Raw genomic sequence first — 16,906 nt, 5'->3', positions numbered from 1 at the left:
TCGGTCACCCATGCACCGCAGGTGGCCGCCCGTGCGGCCACGCATCTGCTGATCGCCAAGGGGCCGTCAACAGTGGGCTCCTCCACCGTCTCGACCCGGGTCAGCACCATGGGTGCCGAGCAGCGGCGCGAGGAAATCGCGCGGATGCTGGCGGGCGAGCACGTCACCGACGAAGCCCGGGCGGCAGCCGCGCGGCTGCTGGATCTGGCGGAGTAGGGCGACAGGCCTACCAGAAGACCTTGTTGAAAGCCGACGGCGCTTCGAGCCGGGCCATGAGATCGACGACGCGGGAGGTGGATTGGCGCGCGCCATCGGTGGTCCAGCGCAGGCTGGCCTTGTCCTTTGACCCCTCCGAGATCATCTCGACGACACCGCGCAACTGGTGCGCCGTGGTCATGAAGCTGGCCGCGGTTTCCACGTCCTGACTATTCAGATCGAAACCTGCCGGCGGCTCCTCGTTGAGAATGTCGAGATAGGCCGGGGGCAGGGCGTTTGCCCCGGTTGCGGCCGGAGCTGCTGCTTGTGACCCGTTCGGGGTCTGCGCCTGTTCGAGCCCCGCGAGCGTCTTGAACGAGGCGGCGAAATCGGTGGCGGCTGATTCAAGGTCCTTGGCCATCCGGGCGGTATGACCGGCCAGAAAACCCGGCGCCAGATTGAACAGCGCCAGCGTGGTCATCTGTTCCTTGAGGTGCTTGAGCCGGTCCTCGGCGAAAGCCTTGCGGCTGAGGGCTGCCGATTCGACGAAATTGTCGAGCATTGCGAGAGGATCCGGCGCGCTCTCATCGCTCGCTGCTGCGGTCGCGGATGTCTTGACAGGCGTTGCCCGTTCGGTGGCTGCCCTGGCTTCAGTGAATGCATTCCCGCCGACAATCATTGCCCGTCTTTCTCCGTTGCGGCGTCAAGATCCGCATGCTTTCCGGTATACGCCTGAAATCCTAACCGCTGATTGATCCTCGGCGCCGAGCATCCGGCTTTTCATTCGCGCCATATCAGCTAAAACAAACTCCGATTCCGGAGTGCAGCTGATGAGTGACGAGACCAAGCCTGTTGACGTGTTGAGTGAAGCTGAAGCGAAAGCCGAACTCGCGCGGCTGGCGGCCGAAATCGCCCGTCATGACGAAGCCTATCACCGCCAGGATGCGCCGATCGTCTCTGACGCTGTGTATGATGCGCTCAAACAGCGCAACCTTGCCATCGAGCACCGGTTTCCCCATCTCAAGCTGGCGGAATCGCCATCGGACAAAGTCGGCGCGGCTGTCGCCGAAGGCTTCGGCAAGATCACCCACAAGGTGCCGATGCTGTCGCTCGACAATGCGTTTAACGATGAAGACGTGCGCGACTTCGTCAATTCGGTCTACCGCTTCCTCGGGCAGTTGCCGGACAATTCGATCGCGTTCACCGCCGAACCGAAGATCGACGGATTGTCGATGTCGATCCGCTATGAGGACGGCAAGCTGGTCACCGCCGCAACCCGTGGCGACGGCACCACGGGCGAGAATGTCACCGCCAATGTGAAAACCATCTCGGAGATCCCCAACACGCTGCCCGCCGGCGCGCCGGCCGTGGTGGTGGTTCGCGGCGAGGTCTACATGGCCAAGGCCGATTTTCTGACGCTGAATGAACGCATGGCGGCTGAGGGCAAGCCGGTTTACGTCAATCCGCGCAACACCGCCGCCGGATCGCTGCGGCAGCTTGATGCCTCGGTGACGGCCAGCCGCAAGCTCAGGTTCTTTGCCTATGCCTGGGGCGACATGTCGGAGATGCCGGCTGACACCCAGCACGGCATGATCGAGGTATTTCATGACTGGGGTTTTCCGGTCAATCCGCTGACCAGGCGGCTCGACAGCATCGAGGCGCTGATTGATCATTACCACGAAATCGGCATTGCCCGCGCCGATCTGGCTTATGATATCGACGGTGTGGTCTACAAGGTCGACCGGCTCGACCTGCAGCAACGTCTCGGGTTTCGCTCGCGCAGCCCGCGCTGGGCGATTGCCCACAAGTTCCCGGCTGAAAAGGCCGCGACCCGGCTGACGGCCATCGATATCCAGGTTGGCCGCACCGGCGCGCTCACGCCGGTGGCGCGGCTCGAGCCGATCACAGTGGGCGGGGTGGTGGTCACCAATGCGACGCTGCACAATGCCGAGGAAATCGCCCGGCTCGGCGTCAGGATCGGCGACGTGGTGCAGATCCAGCGCGCCGGCGACGTCATTCCGCAGGTGCTGGGCGTGGTGTCTTCGCCCGATGACGCGGTCGAGTTCGAGTTCCCGAAAATCTGTCCGTGCGAGCTGAAGACGCCGGTGGTGCGCGAGGAGACCGCCGGCGGCGTCGAAGGCGTTATCCGCCGCTGTTCGGGCGAATTCGCCTGTCCGTTTCAGCGCAAGGAGCATCTGAAGCATTTCGTCTCGCGCAAGGCCTTCGACATCGACGGCCTTGGCGAGAAGCAGATCGAGTTCTTCTATGATGACAAGAGCCTGCCGATCCGGACCCCGGCTGATATCTTCACGCTGAAGGCGCGCGACGAGGCCAATGGTTTGCAGCGGCTGAAAAACCGCGACGGCTATGGCGATACCTCGGCACAAAAACTGTTCGACGCCATAGAGGCGCGGCGCGAAATTGCGCTCGACAAGCTGATCTTCGGGCTCGGCATCCGCCATGTCGGAGAACAGACCGCCAAGACCCTGGCGCGGGCCTATGGTGACTGGGCCTCCGTGCACGAGGCTGCGCTGGCGATTGCCGGCGGCGATGCGGCCGCAGCCGAGGAAATGGATGCGCTTGATGACATTGGCCCGGCGGTGGTGGAAGCTGTGGGCCGGTTCTTCGGCGAGCCGCACAACATCGCCATGGTGGACGCGCTCACCGAACAACTGAGCGTCCTGGAAGCCGAAAAACCGGCGCAGGATTCCCCGGTCGCGGGCCTCACCGTTGTTTTCACCGGGGCACTGGAAAAGATGACCCGCGACGAGGCCAAGGCGATGGCCGAACGGTTGGGCGCCAAGGTGGCGGGCTCGGTGTCGAAAAAGACCGACATTCTGGTCGCCGGTCCGGGCGCCGGCTCGAAGCTCACCAAGGCGCAAGGCCTGGGCGTGCGCACCATGACCGAGGAGGAATGGTTCGAACTGGTCGGCTGAGCTGACGCGGCCGCCTAGCCGAAGGAGTTCGGCATCAGCGTCCTGGGCAGGATCAGGGCGATCTCCGGAAACAGGATGATCAGCAGCAGGATCAACAACATCGGAATCAGTATGATGATGACGTCGGGCAGAACCTTGACCACATTGAGCCCGCCAATGGCCGCGGAAATCAGCAGACAGAGCCCGTAGGGCGGCGTCACCAGACCGAAGGCAAGCGACACGATCCCGATGATGGCGAACACCAGCGGGTGGATTTCGGCGGCGGTCGCTGCGGGGAGGAGAACGGTGCCGAGAATGATGATGGTCGGGATAGCGTCAATGAACAGGCCGAAGAACAGGAACAGTGCGGCGATGATTACGGCGGTTCCGAAACTGCCGAACTCCAGGCTGGTCAGGAATGTGACGATCAGCCGGGGCACATTGTAAAATGACAGCATCCAGCCAAAGGCGGAGGCAGTGCCGATGGCAAACAGCGAGATCGAGGCAAACCGGCCGGTATCGTAAAAAATGTGGCCCAGATCGCGGATCGTGACCGTGCGGTAGACGAAGACGCCCAGGACCAGCGCGTAGGCAGCGGCGATGATGGCGCTTTCGGTGGGCGTGACTATGCCGCCGACGATGCCGCCAATCACCAGGATCGGCGTGAGAAGCGCCAGAACGGCGCCCTTGAAGGCAGTCCAGGTCCCGCCAAGCGTGGGTTTGCCGGCAATCGGGTAATCATAGACCTTGGCATAGACATACACCGTTGCCATCAGCGCGAAGCCGATCATCAGCCCGGGAATGGCGCCGGCGAGGAACAGGCCGCCCACCGAGACCTGCATGACGCCGCCCCACACCACCATCAGGATGGACGGCGGAATGATCACGCCCATCACCGACGAGCAGGCGGTCACGGCGATGGCGAAGCGGGCGTCGTAGCCTTCCCTGACCATGGCCGGGATCAGGATCTTGCCACAACCGGCTGCATCGGCGGTCGAGGACCCCGAGATGCCGGCAAACAGCATCGACACGGCAACATTGACGTGGCCAAGCCCGCCCGGCATCCATCCGGTCAGCACCCTCGCCAGGTCGATCAGCTTGTCGGTTATCTTGCCTGAATTCATCAGGTTCGCTGCTAACAGGAAGAACGGCACGGCGAGCAGAATGAACGAGTTGTAGGACTGGAACATCCGGTCGAGAATGATGAACGGGGTCAGCCGGATATCAAGCGTGACGATCGGGATGATGGCGATACCGAGCGCGAAGGCGACCGGAACCCGGATGAGCACCAGAAGCAGAAAGCCACCGACAAGAATGGCGGTAGCGAGGCCTGTTGAAAGGATCATGGCTGGGCTTCTCTCGCATGGCGGTATTGAGTGATGGATTCATGCAGACGGTAGGACGCGAACAGCGCCCATATCAGTCCCGAGATCGGTACGGAGATGTAGGTCACGAGCAGGTTCGCGCGCATCATCACGGAGTTCTGGATGTAGCCGAACCGCGCATATTCGATGCCGTACCAGGCAAACAACACCGCGAATATGATGATGAGCACCTGAACCGTTCCGTTTTGAAGTAAGGTCGCCAATGGCGTCGATGCATCAGGCATGACGTGAACGTCGAAATGGGTGCGTTCCCAGACCGCGACCATCGACCCGATCATGACGATCCAGACGAAAATGAACGTCGAGAGTTCCTCGGTCCACAGGAATGTCGGTATCAGATCGGTGTAGCGGGAGATGACCTGCATTCCCACCGGGATGGCGAGCACGGCCATGAGCAGGCCGATGAGAATCCTCAGTCCCTGACAAAATGTTTCGAGAGCATTTCCGATCATTTCGTGATCCCCTCCCAGGAACGGTGCAAACACTCACGAGGTGCGTGAGAAGTCCGATCGCCGGTTGATTGCACCGGCGACCGGATCTGGATGTCAGGTTACTTGGCGCGGATTGCCGTCAGCAGATCGGTGGCGCCGAGTTCGGTCGCGTAGGCGTCCTGAACCGGCTTGACCATTTCGAGCAATTGATCGCGGTTCTCGAATTCCTGAAGCTTGATCTGTCCGGCATCGACCATTTCCTGCAGCTTGACGCCGTCCTCGCGCGATTCAAGCTCGCGGCCGTAGGCCCCGGCTTCGGCTCCGGCCTGCATCACCGCCGCCTGCAGCGCTTCCGGCAGCTTGCGGAAGGTCTTGCCGCTCATCACGATCGGACGCACCGTAATGGTGTGGCGGGTGAGCGTCACGTTCGGAGCCACTTCATAGAACTTCAGGTTCTGAATGCTCGCCGCCTCGTTTTCAAACCCGGCTATGACGCCGGACTGAATGGCGTTGTAGACTTCGTTGTAGGCGATCGCCGAGGGGGCCGCGGTCAGCGCCTCGAAAATCCGCGCCTGGATGGGCGCGCCCATCACCCGCATCTTGTGACCTTTCAGGTCGGCGAGATTGCTGATCGCACCCTTGGACAGCAGGTTGCGGGTTCCGCCGCCTGTGTATCCGATGATCTTGATGTCGGCCTTTTCGAGAAGCTCGGCTTCGAGCGGTGCCAGCACATCGCTGGAAAGAACCGCGTTCCAGTGTTCCAGATCGCGGAACAGGAACGGCATGTCCATCAGCGGGATGGAGGGTGCGAAACTGGCCATGTTGGATGGCGCCATGATCGTGTAGTCGATCGCCACACCCTGCTGAAGAAAGGTCACATAGTCGGATTCGACACCAAGCTCGCCATTCAGACGAAGGTCGAATGTCACATCGCCATCGTAATTCTGGTCGACCAGTTCGGCGAATTTCACCATCGTCTTGGTGAAGGCATGGTTCTCGTCAAACATGCTGGCGCCGCGAAGCGTCAGATCTTCTGCGTGGGCACTGAGTGCCGGTACCGCGCAAAGGCCGGCGGCAAGCGCCAGGCTCAGGACGGTTTTTTTTGTCATGTCAAATATAGGCATTTCTTCCTCCCTTGGATCAGGCTTCCGTGCACACAACCCCATTGCGCGCCTATGAATTTGCGAAACCTGACTGAGCTAAACCGCCGTTCGCGGTTGCGTCAAGCAAAATGTTGACTAGTATGGTAATAAGTATTAGAAGTTTGGAATGGGGGAATGACAGACCGTGCATGTGCGATGCAGGGTGTTTCGGTGTGCGAAGCGACCGGGCGGTACCGATTCCGGAGGCAAATCAGGGGCACGGTGACGCGGCACTTTCGAGGTCGGGTTTGTGTATGGTATTGGTTCGGGTTGGCGGTGCTGACAGCGAAATAGGTTGAACAATGAATGTGATAACACCCATAGACGAAACCAGGCGGCAGACCACTGCGGACAAGGTGTTTGAGCGTCTGCAATCCGACATTATCGCGCTGCGGCTTCCGCCCGGCACGAAATTGTCGGAGGTGGAAATGGCCAAGGTGTACGATGTCTCGCGCCAGCCGGTGCGCGAGGCTTTTCTGCGTCTTGGCGACCTCAACCTTCTCGAGATCCGTCCGCAGCGGGCAACGCTGGTCAAACGGATCTCGCTGCTGGACATTGAGAACACACGGTTTATCCGTGCGGCGGTGGAAGTTGAAGTGGTACGAAGGGCCTGCAGGATGGCCTCGCCGGAAGGTCTGGCAAAGATCGAGGCCAATCTGAAATTGCAGAAAGCGGCGGTCGAGGCCGGCGATGTCGCCCTGCTGCATGATCTCGATTATCAATTCCATCGCCTGATCTGCATTGTCGCCAATTGCCTTCCGGCCTTCCGGACGATTGCGGAGAACAAGGCCCATACCGACAGGATCTGCACGCTGGAACTGTCCGATGCCGCCGCCATGGCGCAAATTCTCCAGGATCACACCCGAATCCTCGGCGCCCTGATCAAGGGCGATGAAGTCGGCGCGGCGGAGTCCACGCGGCTTCATCTTTCGCGTCTGGACGCGACGCTGGCCAAGGCGCGCGAAAATCACCGCGACTATTTCGAGGATTGAACCGGACTGCTTGACAAGTCTGGTCGACTACCATACCAGTTTTCAGGCGATTTGACCGTTTGGTGTCAGCGCTTCGGAAAAATGAGGAGTTCCCATGAGACTGAACGGCAAGACTGCAATCGTGACCGGCGGCGGACGTGACATCGGACGTGCTTGCGCGATCCGGCTCGCTCAGGACGGCGCGCGGGTGGCGATCAATTATCACTCAAGCGGCGAGGGCGCGGAGTCGGCGGTTGCCGAAATCGTCAAGGCCGGCGGTGATGCCTTCGCATGCCAGGGCGACATGACCAACCCGGCGGATGTCGATGCCCTCATCGGCGCGACCAGAAGCCGTTTTGGCGACGAGATCCATGTGCTGGCGCATGTGACCGGTGGCCTGGTTGCGCGCAAGAAGCTTGACGAGATGGATCTCGAGCACTGGAACACCGTGATCGCTCTCAACCTGACCTCGTTGTTTCATGTGGTCAAGGCGGTTGTCCCGTTCATGCCCGAAGGCAGCAGCATCATTCCGTTCTCGTCCCAGGCCGGTCGGGACGGTGGCGGACCGGGCGCGATTGCCTATGCCGCCTCCAAGGGCGCGGTGATGACCATGACCCGCGGACTGGCAAAGGAACTCGGCCCCCGGGTCAGGGTCAATGCCGTATGCCCCGGCATGATCGACACCGATTTCCACAATGTCTTCACCAGGCCCGAAGTCCGCAAGCATGTTGCCGGGATCACGCCGCTCAAACGCGAGGGCACGTCGGAGGATGTCGCCAATCTCGTGGCCTATCTTGCATCCGACGAGGCCGCGTTCATGACCGGCACATGCCTGGACATCAATGGCGGCACACTTTTTTCGTAGCTGTTTTCGCGCGCCTGTATCGAGACCCGTGCGCCACCTGTCGCGACACCATTGAGCTGCAGCGTCAGCTCAATGTCGCGCGCAGGATCACGAACAGCACGCCTGAGAGCACGGCGGCAGCCGGCACGGTGATGACCCAGGCGGCGATGATCGACAGGAAATGCGAACGGCGCACCAGTTTGCGCCGGCGCTGTTCGGCCAGCCTGCCCTTGGCTGCCTCTTCAGGCGACGGGTTGATTTGGTGACGGGCGACATAATCGGCCCGCCGGGTCGATTTTTCCGTGTACCATTCCCGGAAAAAACCGACGCCGAACACCGCGCCGATGGCAATATGTGTGGAACTGACCGGCAGCCCCAGCCAGGAGGCGAGGATCACCGTGATGGCGGCCGACAGCGCCACGCAATAGGCCCGCATCGGGTTGAGCTTGGTGATCTGGTTGCCGACCATGCGGATCAGTTTCGGGCCGAACAGGATCAGGCCGAGCGAGATGCCGACGGCGCCGACCGCCATCACCCACAGCGGAATCACCACTTTGGTGGCGACGTCGCCGAACTCGGCGGTGTGGACAATCGCCGCCAGCGGGCCGACGGCATTGGCCACATCATTGGCGCCGTGGGCGAAGGACAACAGCGCCGCCGAACAGATCAGCGGTAGGCCGAACAGCTTTCGCAGCGACTGGTTGCGGTTTTCAAGCCCGCGTGACTGCCGCGCGATCACCGGACGGGCGATGAGCCAGCTGATGAGTGCGGTCGCTGCCCCGATCATCAGAGCCATGTTGAACGAGACATCAACCAGTGCCTTGAGCCCCTTGAGCGCCAGATAGGCCGAGAAGGTGCCGGCCATGATGGCGATCAGCACCGGCACCCAGCGGCGCGCGGCGGCGATCTTGTCTTCCTGGTAGATGATGGCGGTCTTGATGAAGGCGAGGAAGGCGGCTGCGATCAGCCCGCCCAGAAACGGCGAGATCACCCAGCTTGCGGCAATCGAGCCCATGGTCGACCAGTTGACCGCATCGACGCCGGCAGCGGCGATGCCCGCGCCCATGACACCACCGACAATCGAATGGGTGGTGGAGACCGGCGCGCCGAGCCAGGTGGCGAGATGGATCCACATCGCCGCCGAGACCAGTGCCGCCATCATCGCCGATATGAAGATGGCGGGATCGGAGACCGCGGCCGGATCGATGATGCCCTTGGAGATGGTGTTGACGACATCGCCGCCGGCGATCAGCGCCCCGGCGCTTTCGAAGATCGCGGCAATCGCCAGCGCCACGCCGAGCGTCATCGCCTGCGAGCCGACCGCGGGGCCGACATTGTTGGCCACGTCATTGGCGCCGATGTTGAGCGCCATGTAGGCGCCGATCATGGCGGCGGCGATGATCACCACCGCGCCCGGCTGGCCGGTGACGAATACCCCTGCGATGATGGCGCACAGGAAGATGAAGACCAGCGCCAGACCCGGCGTGACGAAGCCCCGGTTGATCAGGCCGGTGGCCTCCTCCATCGTGGCGAACTTGTCGAGATCCTTGTCGAGGGTGGGCTTGCGGTAGGTGTCAGCCATGTGTGGTGATGTTTCCCGTTTTCCGCCACTCGGCCCGGAGCCGAATGTGACAGTCTGGTGACGTTGGTTGTGCAGTCGATGACGGCCCGATGTGTGTCAGTCAAGCGGCTGCCGGACGTATCAACGGGTTTTCGCTTTCAATTGCGGTTTTTCGGCCTTGCTGACACTATTTCTGCCCAATCGGGCGCTTTTGTGCCCGCCGTCGGGTGTCGGCCTCGAGATGTAATTTTGTCCGCAACATCAAAATCTCATGAAAATTCACCGGCCGTCTTGCTTGCCAAAGGCCCGTGACCGCCCGCCCCGGGCGTGATCACCGGGTACCGCCATCAGGTGCGGAAGCCGATGCGGCCGAAGCGAAGATGTTTCTCGCGCGCCATCCAAGCCTGTAGCCGGGGAGGGGGAGCGATGTTGGCCAGTCTTTTTGGAAAGGCGTGTGCGGGCTCGATGCCGCCTTCGCAGCTTGTCAGGCCGGAGCCAAAAGCCGATAAGGCAGGCAGCACACCAACCTGCCTGGCGGATCACCGCCACCCGGTCTGGCAAAGGAAGTCCGATGAGCCGATTGTTTGAAGAACTCGACTATCGCCCGACGCCGATTGGCGCGCTTGTGCTGCGCCGCCGCTACGAGGCGCGGCTGGGCGTCGACATCGTCGAGATCAAGCTCGGCGACGAGCACCTGATGTCGGACCTGTTCACCGCCTCCGAGATTGCCCTGGCCGAACTGGGGCTGGCGGCATGTCAGGGCGAGGGGCTTGATGTTGTGGTCGGCGGTCTGGGGCTTGGCTATACGGCCAGGGCTGCGCTCGACGAGACCCGGACCGGATCGCTGATCGTGGTCGAGTATCTCGAGGCCGTGATCGACTGGCACCGCACCGGCCTGTTGCCGCTCGGCCCCGAGCTCACAGCCGAGCCGCGCTGCCAGTTGCTGGAAGGCGATTTCTTCGCCATGGCGCGGAGCACTGAAGGTTTTGATCCGGACCAGCCGGGCCGCAAATTCGACGCGATCCTGCTCGACATCGACCATTCGCCCGATGCGCTGCTCGACGCCCGCAGCGAGAGCTTCTATCAGCCCGAAGGCCTCGCAAAGCTTGCCGCCCATCTCGAGCCCGGTGGTATTTTCGCTCTCTGGTCCGACGCGCGGACCGACGCGGCTTTCACCGAACGGCTGGCGCAGGTGTTCGCTGAAGCCTGGGCCGAACCGGTGACGTTTTTCAACCCGCTACAAGACAAGCCGTTCACCCAGACGGTGTATCTGGCGCGCAAGGGGTAGGGGGCCGGTTGGGGACCGGGAGCTGGGAGATGCGCGAGTGGTTAAGATGAGGCCAAAGAACGGGCTGGCGGTTTACCGTTTTCAAATGACAGTTTCAGACATTCCAACCGAAGCTTCGGATTTCCTCTTAGAGCCGCTTTTCTTCCCCGAATCTCACCTGGCATGAAGCTGTCTGTTTGTTGAACCGGGCTCTTCGGAATCGCGTGGCAGTGTGAGCAGCAAAGTTCAATCCGGTTAATTCCGATTGGCTACTGATACATATGAAATCAGAGAGCTACGGTCGCGGGGGTGCATCTCGTTTTCTGGCATGGACATGTCCCCGGACGGCAGAGTATGTGTCTTTCGCAAGGGTGTCGATGAGGTTGTCAGACACACTTTTCACGAGCCTTTTCTATTTTGGAGGAAACACAATGGATCGCCGTTCTTTTATTCGCAACGCAGGGATTGTGGGCGCGGGCGCGGTTGCCACGGGTCTGGCAACTCCCGCGATTGCCCAGGGCAACATCACCTGGCGCATGGTCACAACCTGGCCGAAGAATTTCCCGGGTCTTGGCGTTGGCGCACAACGGCTGGCTGATCGCATCACGGCTGCATCAGGCGGACGCCTGACCATTCAGGTGTATTCGGCAGGTGAGCTGGTTCCGCCGCTTCAGTCTCTGGATGCGGTCATCGACGGCACCGCAGAAATGAGCCATGGCGCAGCCTATTACTGGCAGAACAAATCACCTGCCCTGTCATTCTTCACCGGCGTTCCCTACGGCATGACGACGCCGGAACTGACAGCCTGGGTCCGCTTCATGGGCGGTCAGGAATTGTGGGATGAAATCTATGACCAGTTCGGTGTGCAGGGCTTCCTGTCCGGCAACACCGGCACCCAGACAGGTGGCTGGTTCCGCGATGAGCTGAAAAGCCTCGAAGACGTCAAGGGCGTTCGTTTCCGGACCCCGGGTCTGGGTGGCCAGGTCTGGGAAAAGCTCGGCGCAACGGTCACCAACATGGCCGCTGGCGAGATTTTCCAGGCGCTGCAGTCAGGCACCCTCGACGCTGCCGAATTTGTCGGACCCTACAATGATCTGGCGCTTGGTTTCTATCAGGTCGCCAAGAACTACTACATGCCGTCCTTCGTTGAATCGGGTCTGGCGACCGAACTGGTCGTCGACAAGAAGAAGTATCAGGAACTGCCCGCCGATTTGCAGGCCATCATCCGTGATGTCAGCCAGGCGGAATACGATCAGGTGTCTGCCGACTTCATCGCCAATGACCCGCGCGCGCTCAAGACGCTCGTCGACGATCACGGCGTGATCGTGCGCAACTTCCCCGACGATATCATGGAAGCAGGTGCAAAAGCGTCGGTCGAAGTGGTCGAGGAACTGCGCAACAGTTCCGACCCGCTGGTCAAGAAGACCACCGAGAGCTTCATCGAGGCATTGAACCTTGTGCGCACCCGCACCGAAAAGATCGATTCGCCCTATGTGGCCGCACGCGAAAAGTATCTCAAGTACTGAAGTTCGCGTTCAGTCGAAATCAAAGGGCCCGGTGGAAACACCGGGCCTTTTTTGCTCTATCCCGCCACCAGGCGCGGCAACCAGGTAACAATTTCGGGGAACAGGAACAGGATGGCAATTGCCACGATCTGCAACATCACGAAGGGCAGGATGCCTTTGTAGATGGCGCTGGTGGGCAAACCTGCAGGCGCCACCCCGCGCAGGTAAAACAGGGCAAAGCCGAACGGCGGCGTCAGAAACGAGGTTTGCAGGTTCACCCCGACCAGAACGCCCAGCCATACCGGATCGACATCCAGCGCCAGCAGCACCGGAGCGGTGATCGGGATCACGATGAAGATGATCTCGAACGTGTCCAGGATGAAGCCCAGAAAGAACATGATCAACATCACCATGGCAACCGCAGCCATTGGACCGCCGGGCAAATTGCTCAGGAACTCATGGACCAGGTTGTCGCCGCCCATCATCCGGAACACCACCGAGAAAACCGACGCTCCGAGCAGGATGACGAACACCATGCTGGTGATTGTCGCGGTGGCAATGACGGTTTCCTTGAGAATGCCAAAGGACAGGCGCCAGCGCAAAGCCGCCAGCACCATCGCGCCGACTGCGCCGACAGAGGCAGCCTCGGTGGGCGTGGCGATTCCTCCGAGGATTGACCCCAGCACGGCAAGGATCAGCAACAGCGGTGGAACCAGCGCAACGAGAACCTCCTTGAGCAGGTCGCCCTTTTCCTCCGGCGACACCGGCGTGGCCGGGCAGGAGGCAGGGTCGGTTACCGCCTTGAACAGGACCCAGAACAGGTAAAGCGAAACCAGCAGCAGACCGGGCAGCAAGGCCCCGGCAAACAGATCGCCGACGGAAACCGGCACCGGAGCGAAATTGCCCTTGGCCATCTGCACCTGGCTGTTGATTCCCGACAGCATGTCCCCCATGAAGATCAGCACGGTTGACGGCGGAATGATCTGCCCAAGGGTGCCGCTGGCGCAGATCACGCCGGTTGCGAGCTTCGGATCATAGCCTGCGCGCAACATTGCCGGCAGGGAGATCAACCCCATGGTCACCACTGTCGCGCCGACCACGCCGGTTGAGGCGGCCAACATCGCGCCGACAAGGATGACTGAGAAGCCAAGCCCGCCGCGAAGGTTGCCGAACAGCTTGCCCATGGTCAACAACAGCTGCTCCGCGATCTGGCTTCGTTCCAGCATCACCCCCATGAAGATGAACAGCGGCACCGCCACCAGGACCTCATTGGTCATGAAGCCGATATAGCGGTTGGGGAGGGAGCCGAAATTGGACGGATCAAAGACACCAAGCGCCATTCCGAGGCCGCCGAACAACAGCGAGACGCCGGCCAGCGTGAAGGCAACCGGAAAGCCGATCAGCAGGAAGCCGATCACCCCAAAGAACATCAGCGCGGCGAGGATTTCGCCCAACATCACCGGATCCATCAGGCGTCTCCCTTGGCCAGATCAGCAATTCGCTGGTCTGATTTGTACTGGATTGAATTTGGGACCAGGTGCTCATTGCCGGAAAGAACCAGGATTGACCGGATGGCCATCGCCACGCCCTGAAGCGCGATCAGCGCGGCAAAGGCAATAATGAAGCTCTTCAGAATGAAGAGGCCGGGCATTCCGCCAACATTCGCCGACGCTTCACGATAACTCCAGGCGCGGGTCACGAACGGCATCGAGTACTGGTAAACCACCCACGTAAAGGGCAGCAGAAACAGAAGCACGCCGATCAGGTCGGCTACCGCGCGTTTGCTGGGGCTTGCCGGCCGATAGAAGATGTCCACCCGGACATGATCGTCGCGAAGCAGCGCAAACCCTGCCACTGCGGTAAACATCGCACCATTCAGCCAGACATAAAGATCCTGCATCCAAAGATGGCTGACAGAGAACAGGTAGCGCTGGACCACCACGGTGAAGCAGACGACCACGATGGCCAGGGACAGCCATGCGAACGTCCGGCCGATGAAAAGGTTGACCGCGCATATCGATGTGGCAATTCCAGCAAGAAAACGCATATTCTCCCTCCGACTTCATCGTTGTGCTTTTTGTCTGGCCTTCAATCAAAGTGCGGGGCGCAAAAGTCAAGAACCCGATGCTTCTAAGAAAGACAAGCCACGTTTTGCTTTCGTCGGGATGCAATCAGAGGGGGAAGGGCGTACACAACCAAATTCAGCGGCGATTTCAAACCCGCGCGATTAATTGCTGCCCGCCATGAAATGCTCATAAGTGACGATCTCCGACGTGTGGCGCATCAGATAAGTAAGCGTCCGGTCTGACCGCCCTATTGAGCGGTTTTCCATGGCAGCAGATCATCGACACGGTTGATTTTGTAGTCTGGAATGCGGGCGAGTGTATCAGCCAGCCATGCCTGGGGGTCGATACCGTTCAGTTTGGCGGTTTCGATCAAGGTGTAGGCGATAGCGGCGGCGCGGCCGCCGGTTTGTGATCCGACGAACAGGTAGTTTTTACGCCCGATTGCGACGGAGCGCATCGCGCGTTCGGCAGTGTTGTTGTCCAGCTCCAGGACGCCGTGATTGAGGTAGGGCCGCAGCCGCGTCATGCGCGTCAGGGCATAGCGGATTGCACCTGCCAGCGGTGATTTACCAGAGATACTGGGCAGTTGGGCGTGCAGCCATGTTTCCAGATTGTTGAAGATCGATTTTGCCTGCGCTTGCCTGATCTCGGCACGCAGGTCTGGCGGCGATCCGCGCGCTTCCTTTTCGACGGCGTAGAGTTGCGCGATGCGTTGGATTGCCTCTTCGGCGATAGCTGAGCCTTGGGCGCGATGGATGTCGACGAACTTGCGCCTGACATGTGCCATGCAGGCCACCTCGCGGATATCACCAGAGCGGTAGAGGTCTTCGAACCCGGCATAGCCGTCAGCGTGCATCCAGCCCTTATATTTTGCGAGGTGATCTTTGGGATGTTGCCCTTTGCGGTCTGGCGAGAACTGATACCAACTGGCCGGTGGGGTAACGCTGCCCCAAGGTCTCTCATCCCTGCCATAAGCCCAGAGCCGCGCTGTCGCTGTTTTGCCCGTGCCGGGAGCCAGCATCTTGACCGGGGTGTCATCGGCGAAGATGGCCTGTCCAGCCAGCACATGCCGTCCGATGGCGTCTGCGAGTGGCTCCAGAAGTGCCGTGGATTTACCAACCCAGTCAGCCAGCGTGGAGCGATCAATGTCGACCCCGTCGCGCTCGAAGATGCCGCTTTGGCGATACAGCGGCAGGTGATTGGCGTATTTGTTGACCAGAACATGAGCCACCAGGCCAGGACCCGGACGCCCGCGTTCGATGGGACGCGATGGCAGCGCTGCTTGTGTGAAGGCCTCGCAGCCCGAGCAGGCAAAGCGCGGCCGCACAATGCGGTTCACGATGAACCGACCGGGAACGTATTCCAGTTCCTCGGTCACATCCTCGCTCAGACGGCGCAACCCACCACCGCAATGGACGCAATCATCATCGCCGGTGGTTAGCTCGATTTCCATGCGCGGGATGTGATCTGGGATCGGGCGGCGCTTTGGCTTATCCTTTGGTTCTTCGTCGGGAAGACGCAGCTTTGCCGTCATCTTTGCGACAGCTATCTCGCTGGTCTCCAGTGCCAGCTGAAGCTGCTCGATGCTTTCTGATGACGCCCCAAACCGGTGATGGCGTTGACCGGCCAACTGATGCCGCAGCTTCTCAATTAGGACCGCCTGGGACCTCACCTCAGCCAGCAAAAGAACCGTGAACTGCCTAAGCTCATCGGGGTCTTTAGGCAGGGTTTTGTCGACATCCAGCATGGTCGAACCATAGCAGATCCGCATGTTTAGAGGAATCCCCACATGCCCGTTCCGAGCCTATTTATCCGGCTTTGAGTGGTGTCCAGCTGCGTTGTGGTAAACGCCAATCGATCCCTTCCAAAAGCATCGCCAACTGGGCTGCGGTCAGCGCGATCTTGCCCTCTTTGGCCGATGGCCACACGAACCGACCTTTCTCGAGGCGTTTGCTGAACAGACACGCGCCCTGGCCATCCCACCAGATGATCTTGATCAGATCACCGCGCCGTCCACGAAAGACAAACAGGTGCCCCGTGAACGGATCCTGCTTCAACGTCTGTTCCGCCTGAGCTGCCAGCGTCGTAAATCCCCGCCGCATGTCAGTCACACCAGCGGCCAGCCAGACCCGCGTGTTCGCCGGAACCGGGATCATATTGAGAGACCCCGGATCAGCCGGGCCAAGGCTTCAGGGTCATAGCTGCCGATGATCCTCAGGCGGTGACCGCCCGCAATGTCGATCTCAATGGCGTTCTGCACGGGCGCGGGATCAGCGATTGAAGCTGGTTCGCCGTTCCGGGACCGATCAACAATCTCAACCGGCAGAAAGCACGGCGTCTCAGCAGCTTGCTCTTCAACAATCTCCGGATCAGGCGCAAACTTGGGATCACGCAGCCATTTGTGGATCAGATTAGTGTTCATCGCGTATCGTCGGGCAACTTGCGCGACTGAAACATCCGGTGCGCGTGTTTGCGCGCAGATCGACACCTTTTCCTCGTCCGACCAGAACCGCTTCTTCTGACCCTTCTTACCCGCCATATCTGCCCTCAAGATGTCCACTAGCAATGGTGGACACTATCAACACACTCTATGACGCGTCAGAGCAGCGAGGCCGGACGCTTAC

General features: G+C 60.5%; 15 protein-coding genes and 2 pseudogenes. 7 read left to right on the top strand and 10 right to left on the bottom strand.

Annotated features, from left to right (window positions below; all coding sequences use genetic code 11):
* Positions 1-216 (top strand): annotated as a pseudogene (locus tag ABJN75_RS06985) (DNA repair protein RecN); the annotation flags it as partial.
* Between the two features lie 10 nt (positions 217-226).
* Here the strand turns inward: ABJN75_RS06985 and ABJN75_RS06980 are convergent.
* Positions 227-874, bottom strand: coding sequence for a hypothetical protein (locus ABJN75_RS06980; protein ID WP_348438116.1), 648 nt, complete (start codon positions 872-874; stop codon positions 227-229).
* Between the two features lie 151 nt (positions 875-1,025).
* On the opposite strand from ABJN75_RS06980, the gene ligA reads away from it, so the two are divergent.
* Positions 1,026-3,131 (top strand): NAD-dependent DNA ligase LigA, encoded by a 2,106-nt coding sequence (ligA, locus tag ABJN75_RS06975; protein ID WP_348438114.1) that lies wholly within the window; start codon positions 1,026-1,028, stop codon positions 3,129-3,131.
* Positions 3,132-3,145: 14 nt separating this feature from the next.
* Here ligA and ABJN75_RS06970 read toward each other — a convergent pair whose 3' ends face one another.
* The 3 genes from ABJN75_RS06970 to ABJN75_RS06960 all read right to left on the bottom strand — a co-directional run bounded on the left by ABJN75_RS06970 (position 3,146) and on the right by ABJN75_RS06960 (position 6,050).
* Positions 3,146-4,456, bottom strand: a complete 1,311-nt coding sequence (locus ABJN75_RS06970) for a TRAP transporter large permease (protein WP_348438112.1) — start codon at positions 4,454-4,456, stop codon at positions 3,146-3,148.
* Positions 4,453-4,947: a TRAP transporter small permease subunit gene (locus ABJN75_RS06965; RefSeq protein ID WP_348438110.1), complete on the bottom strand. Its 495-nt coding sequence runs from the start codon at positions 4,945-4,947 to the stop codon at positions 4,453-4,455. Before ABJN75_RS06965 ends, ABJN75_RS06970 begins: the two co-directional genes overlap by 4 nt.
* Positions 4,948-5,045: 98 nt before the next feature.
* Entirely contained in the window at positions 5,046-6,050 is a 1,005-nt protein-coding gene (locus ABJN75_RS06960; protein WP_348438108.1) for a TRAP transporter substrate-binding protein, read from the bottom strand.
* 320 nt (positions 6,051-6,370) lie between these two features.
* Between ABJN75_RS06960 and ABJN75_RS06955 the strand changes: the two genes are divergently transcribed.
* Entirely contained in the window at positions 6,371-7,060 is a 690-nt protein-coding gene (locus ABJN75_RS06955; RefSeq protein ID WP_348438106.1) for a GntR family transcriptional regulator, read from the top strand.
* Between the two features lie 94 nt (positions 7,061-7,154).
* The gene (locus tag ABJN75_RS06950) at positions 7,155-7,904 is read left to right on the top strand and encodes an SDR family oxidoreductase (protein WP_348438104.1); all 750 of its coding nucleotides are present in this window, start codon (positions 7,155-7,157) and stop codon (positions 7,902-7,904) included.
* Between the two features lie 64 nt (positions 7,905-7,968).
* On the opposite strand, the gene ABJN75_RS06945 is transcribed toward ABJN75_RS06950, so the two are convergent.
* Positions 7,969-9,465 carry an inorganic phosphate transporter gene (locus ABJN75_RS06945; RefSeq protein WP_348438102.1) on the bottom strand — a complete coding sequence of 499 codons (1,497 nt, stop codon included), beginning with the start codon at positions 9,463-9,465 and terminating at the stop codon, positions 7,969-7,971.
* 550 nt (positions 9,466-10,015) lie between these two features.
* Here ABJN75_RS06945 and ABJN75_RS06940 point away from each other — a divergent pair.
* Both ABJN75_RS06940 and ABJN75_RS06935 read left to right on the top strand, forming a co-directional pair.
* Positions 10,016-10,732: a spermidine synthase gene (locus ABJN75_RS06940; RefSeq protein ID WP_348438100.1), complete on the top strand. Its 717-nt coding sequence runs from the start codon at positions 10,016-10,018 to the stop codon at positions 10,730-10,732.
* 410 nt (positions 10,733-11,142) lie between these two features.
* Positions 11,143-12,237, top strand: coding sequence for a TRAP transporter substrate-binding protein (locus tag ABJN75_RS06935; protein ID WP_348438098.1), 1,095 nt, complete (start codon positions 11,143-11,145; stop codon positions 12,235-12,237).
* Between the two features lie 56 nt (positions 12,238-12,293).
* Here the strand turns inward: ABJN75_RS06935 and ABJN75_RS06930 are convergent, their stop codons facing one another.
* The 5 genes from ABJN75_RS06930 to ABJN75_RS06910 form a co-directional block, all read right to left on the bottom strand.
* Entirely contained in the window at positions 12,294-13,685 is a 1,392-nt protein-coding gene (locus ABJN75_RS06930) for a TRAP transporter large permease subunit (protein ID WP_348438096.1), read from the bottom strand.
* A complete protein-coding gene (locus ABJN75_RS06925; RefSeq protein WP_348438094.1) occupies positions 13,685-14,263 on the bottom strand; it encodes a TRAP transporter small permease subunit in 579 nt (192 codons plus the stop codon). Before ABJN75_RS06925 ends, ABJN75_RS06930 begins: the two co-directional genes overlap by 1 nt.
* A gap of 266 nt (positions 14,264-14,529) precedes the next feature.
* The gene (locus ABJN75_RS06920; protein WP_348438092.1) at positions 14,530-16,053 is read right to left on the bottom strand and encodes an IS66 family transposase; all 1,524 of its coding nucleotides are present in this window, start codon (positions 16,051-16,053) and stop codon (positions 14,530-14,532) included.
* 37 nt (positions 16,054-16,090) lie between these two features.
* On the bottom strand, positions 16,091-16,438 hold the full coding sequence (gene tnpB / locus ABJN75_RS06915) for an IS66 family insertion sequence element accessory protein TnpB (protein ID WP_085828814.1): 348 nt from the start codon (positions 16,436-16,438) through the stop codon (positions 16,091-16,093).
* A complete protein-coding gene (locus tag ABJN75_RS06910; RefSeq protein ID WP_348438090.1) occupies positions 16,435-16,704 on the bottom strand; it encodes a hypothetical protein in 270 nt (89 codons plus the stop codon). The genes tnpB and ABJN75_RS06910 overlap by 4 nt, the downstream gene beginning before the upstream one ends.
* Between ABJN75_RS06910 and ABJN75_RS06905 the strand changes: the two are divergent.
* Positions 16,682-16,801, top strand: a pseudogene (locus tag ABJN75_RS06905) (L,D-transpeptidase); the annotation flags it as partial. The gene ABJN75_RS06910 and the pseudogene ABJN75_RS06905 overlap by 23 nt on opposite strands.
* Positions 16,802-16,906 lie beyond the last annotated feature (105 nt).

The sequence above is a fragment of the Hoeflea sp. genome, assembly GCF_039975035.1.
Classification (GTDB): domain Bacteria; phylum Pseudomonadota; class Alphaproteobacteria; order Rhizobiales; family Rhizobiaceae; genus Hoeflea.
This window is presented reverse-complemented; position numbering and strand designations above follow the sequence as displayed.

Excerpts from the sequence above, each read along its gene's own strand:
- ABJN75_RS06945 (WP_348438102.1), bottom strand. The coding sequence starts at position 9,465 with ATGGCTGACACCTACCGCAAGCCCACCCTCGACAAGGATCTCGACAAG.
- ABJN75_RS06965 (WP_348438110.1), bottom strand. The coding sequence starts at position 4,947 with ATGATCGGAAATGCTCTCGAAACATTTTGTCAGGGACTGAGGATTCTC.
- ABJN75_RS06910 (WP_348438090.1), bottom strand. The coding sequence starts at position 16,704 with ATGAACACTAATCTGATCCACAAATGGCTGCGTGATCCCAAGTTTGCG.
- ABJN75_RS06970 (WP_348438112.1), bottom strand. The coding sequence starts at position 4,456 with ATGATCCTTTCAACAGGCCTCGCTACCGCCATTCTTGTCGGTGGCTTT.
- ABJN75_RS06950 (WP_348438104.1), top strand. The coding sequence starts at position 7,155 with ATGAGACTGAACGGCAAGACTGCAATCGTGACCGGCGGCGGACGTGAC.
- ligA (WP_348438114.1), top strand. The coding sequence starts at position 1,026 with ATGAGTGACGAGACCAAGCCTGTTGACGTGTTGAGTGAAGCTGAAGCG.
- ABJN75_RS06925 (WP_348438094.1), bottom strand. The coding sequence starts at position 14,263 with ATGCGTTTTCTTGCTGGAATTGCCACATCGATATGCGCGGTCAACCTT.
- ABJN75_RS06920 (WP_348438092.1), bottom strand. The coding sequence starts at position 16,053 with ATGCGGATCTGCTATGGTTCGACCATGCTGGATGTCGACAAAACCCTG.
- ABJN75_RS06980 (WP_348438116.1), bottom strand. The coding sequence starts at position 874 with ATGATTGTCGGCGGGAATGCATTCACTGAAGCCAGGGCAGCCACCGAA.
- ABJN75_RS06960 (WP_348438108.1), bottom strand. The coding sequence starts at position 6,050 with ATGCCTATATTTGACATGACAAAAAAAACCGTCCTGAGCCTGGCGCTT.
- ABJN75_RS06940 (WP_348438100.1), top strand. The coding sequence starts at position 10,016 with ATGAGCCGATTGTTTGAAGAACTCGACTATCGCCCGACGCCGATTGGC.
- ABJN75_RS06955 (WP_348438106.1), top strand. The coding sequence starts at position 6,371 with ATGAATGTGATAACACCCATAGACGAAACCAGGCGGCAGACCACTGCG.
- ABJN75_RS06935 (WP_348438098.1), top strand. The coding sequence starts at position 11,143 with ATGGATCGCCGTTCTTTTATTCGCAACGCAGGGATTGTGGGCGCGGGC.
- tnpB (WP_085828814.1), bottom strand. The coding sequence starts at position 16,438 with ATGATCCCGGTTCCGGCGAACACGCGGGTCTGGCTGGCCGCTGGTGTG.
- ABJN75_RS06930 (WP_348438096.1), bottom strand. The coding sequence starts at position 13,685 with ATGGATCCGGTGATGTTGGGCGAAATCCTCGCCGCGCTGATGTTCTTT.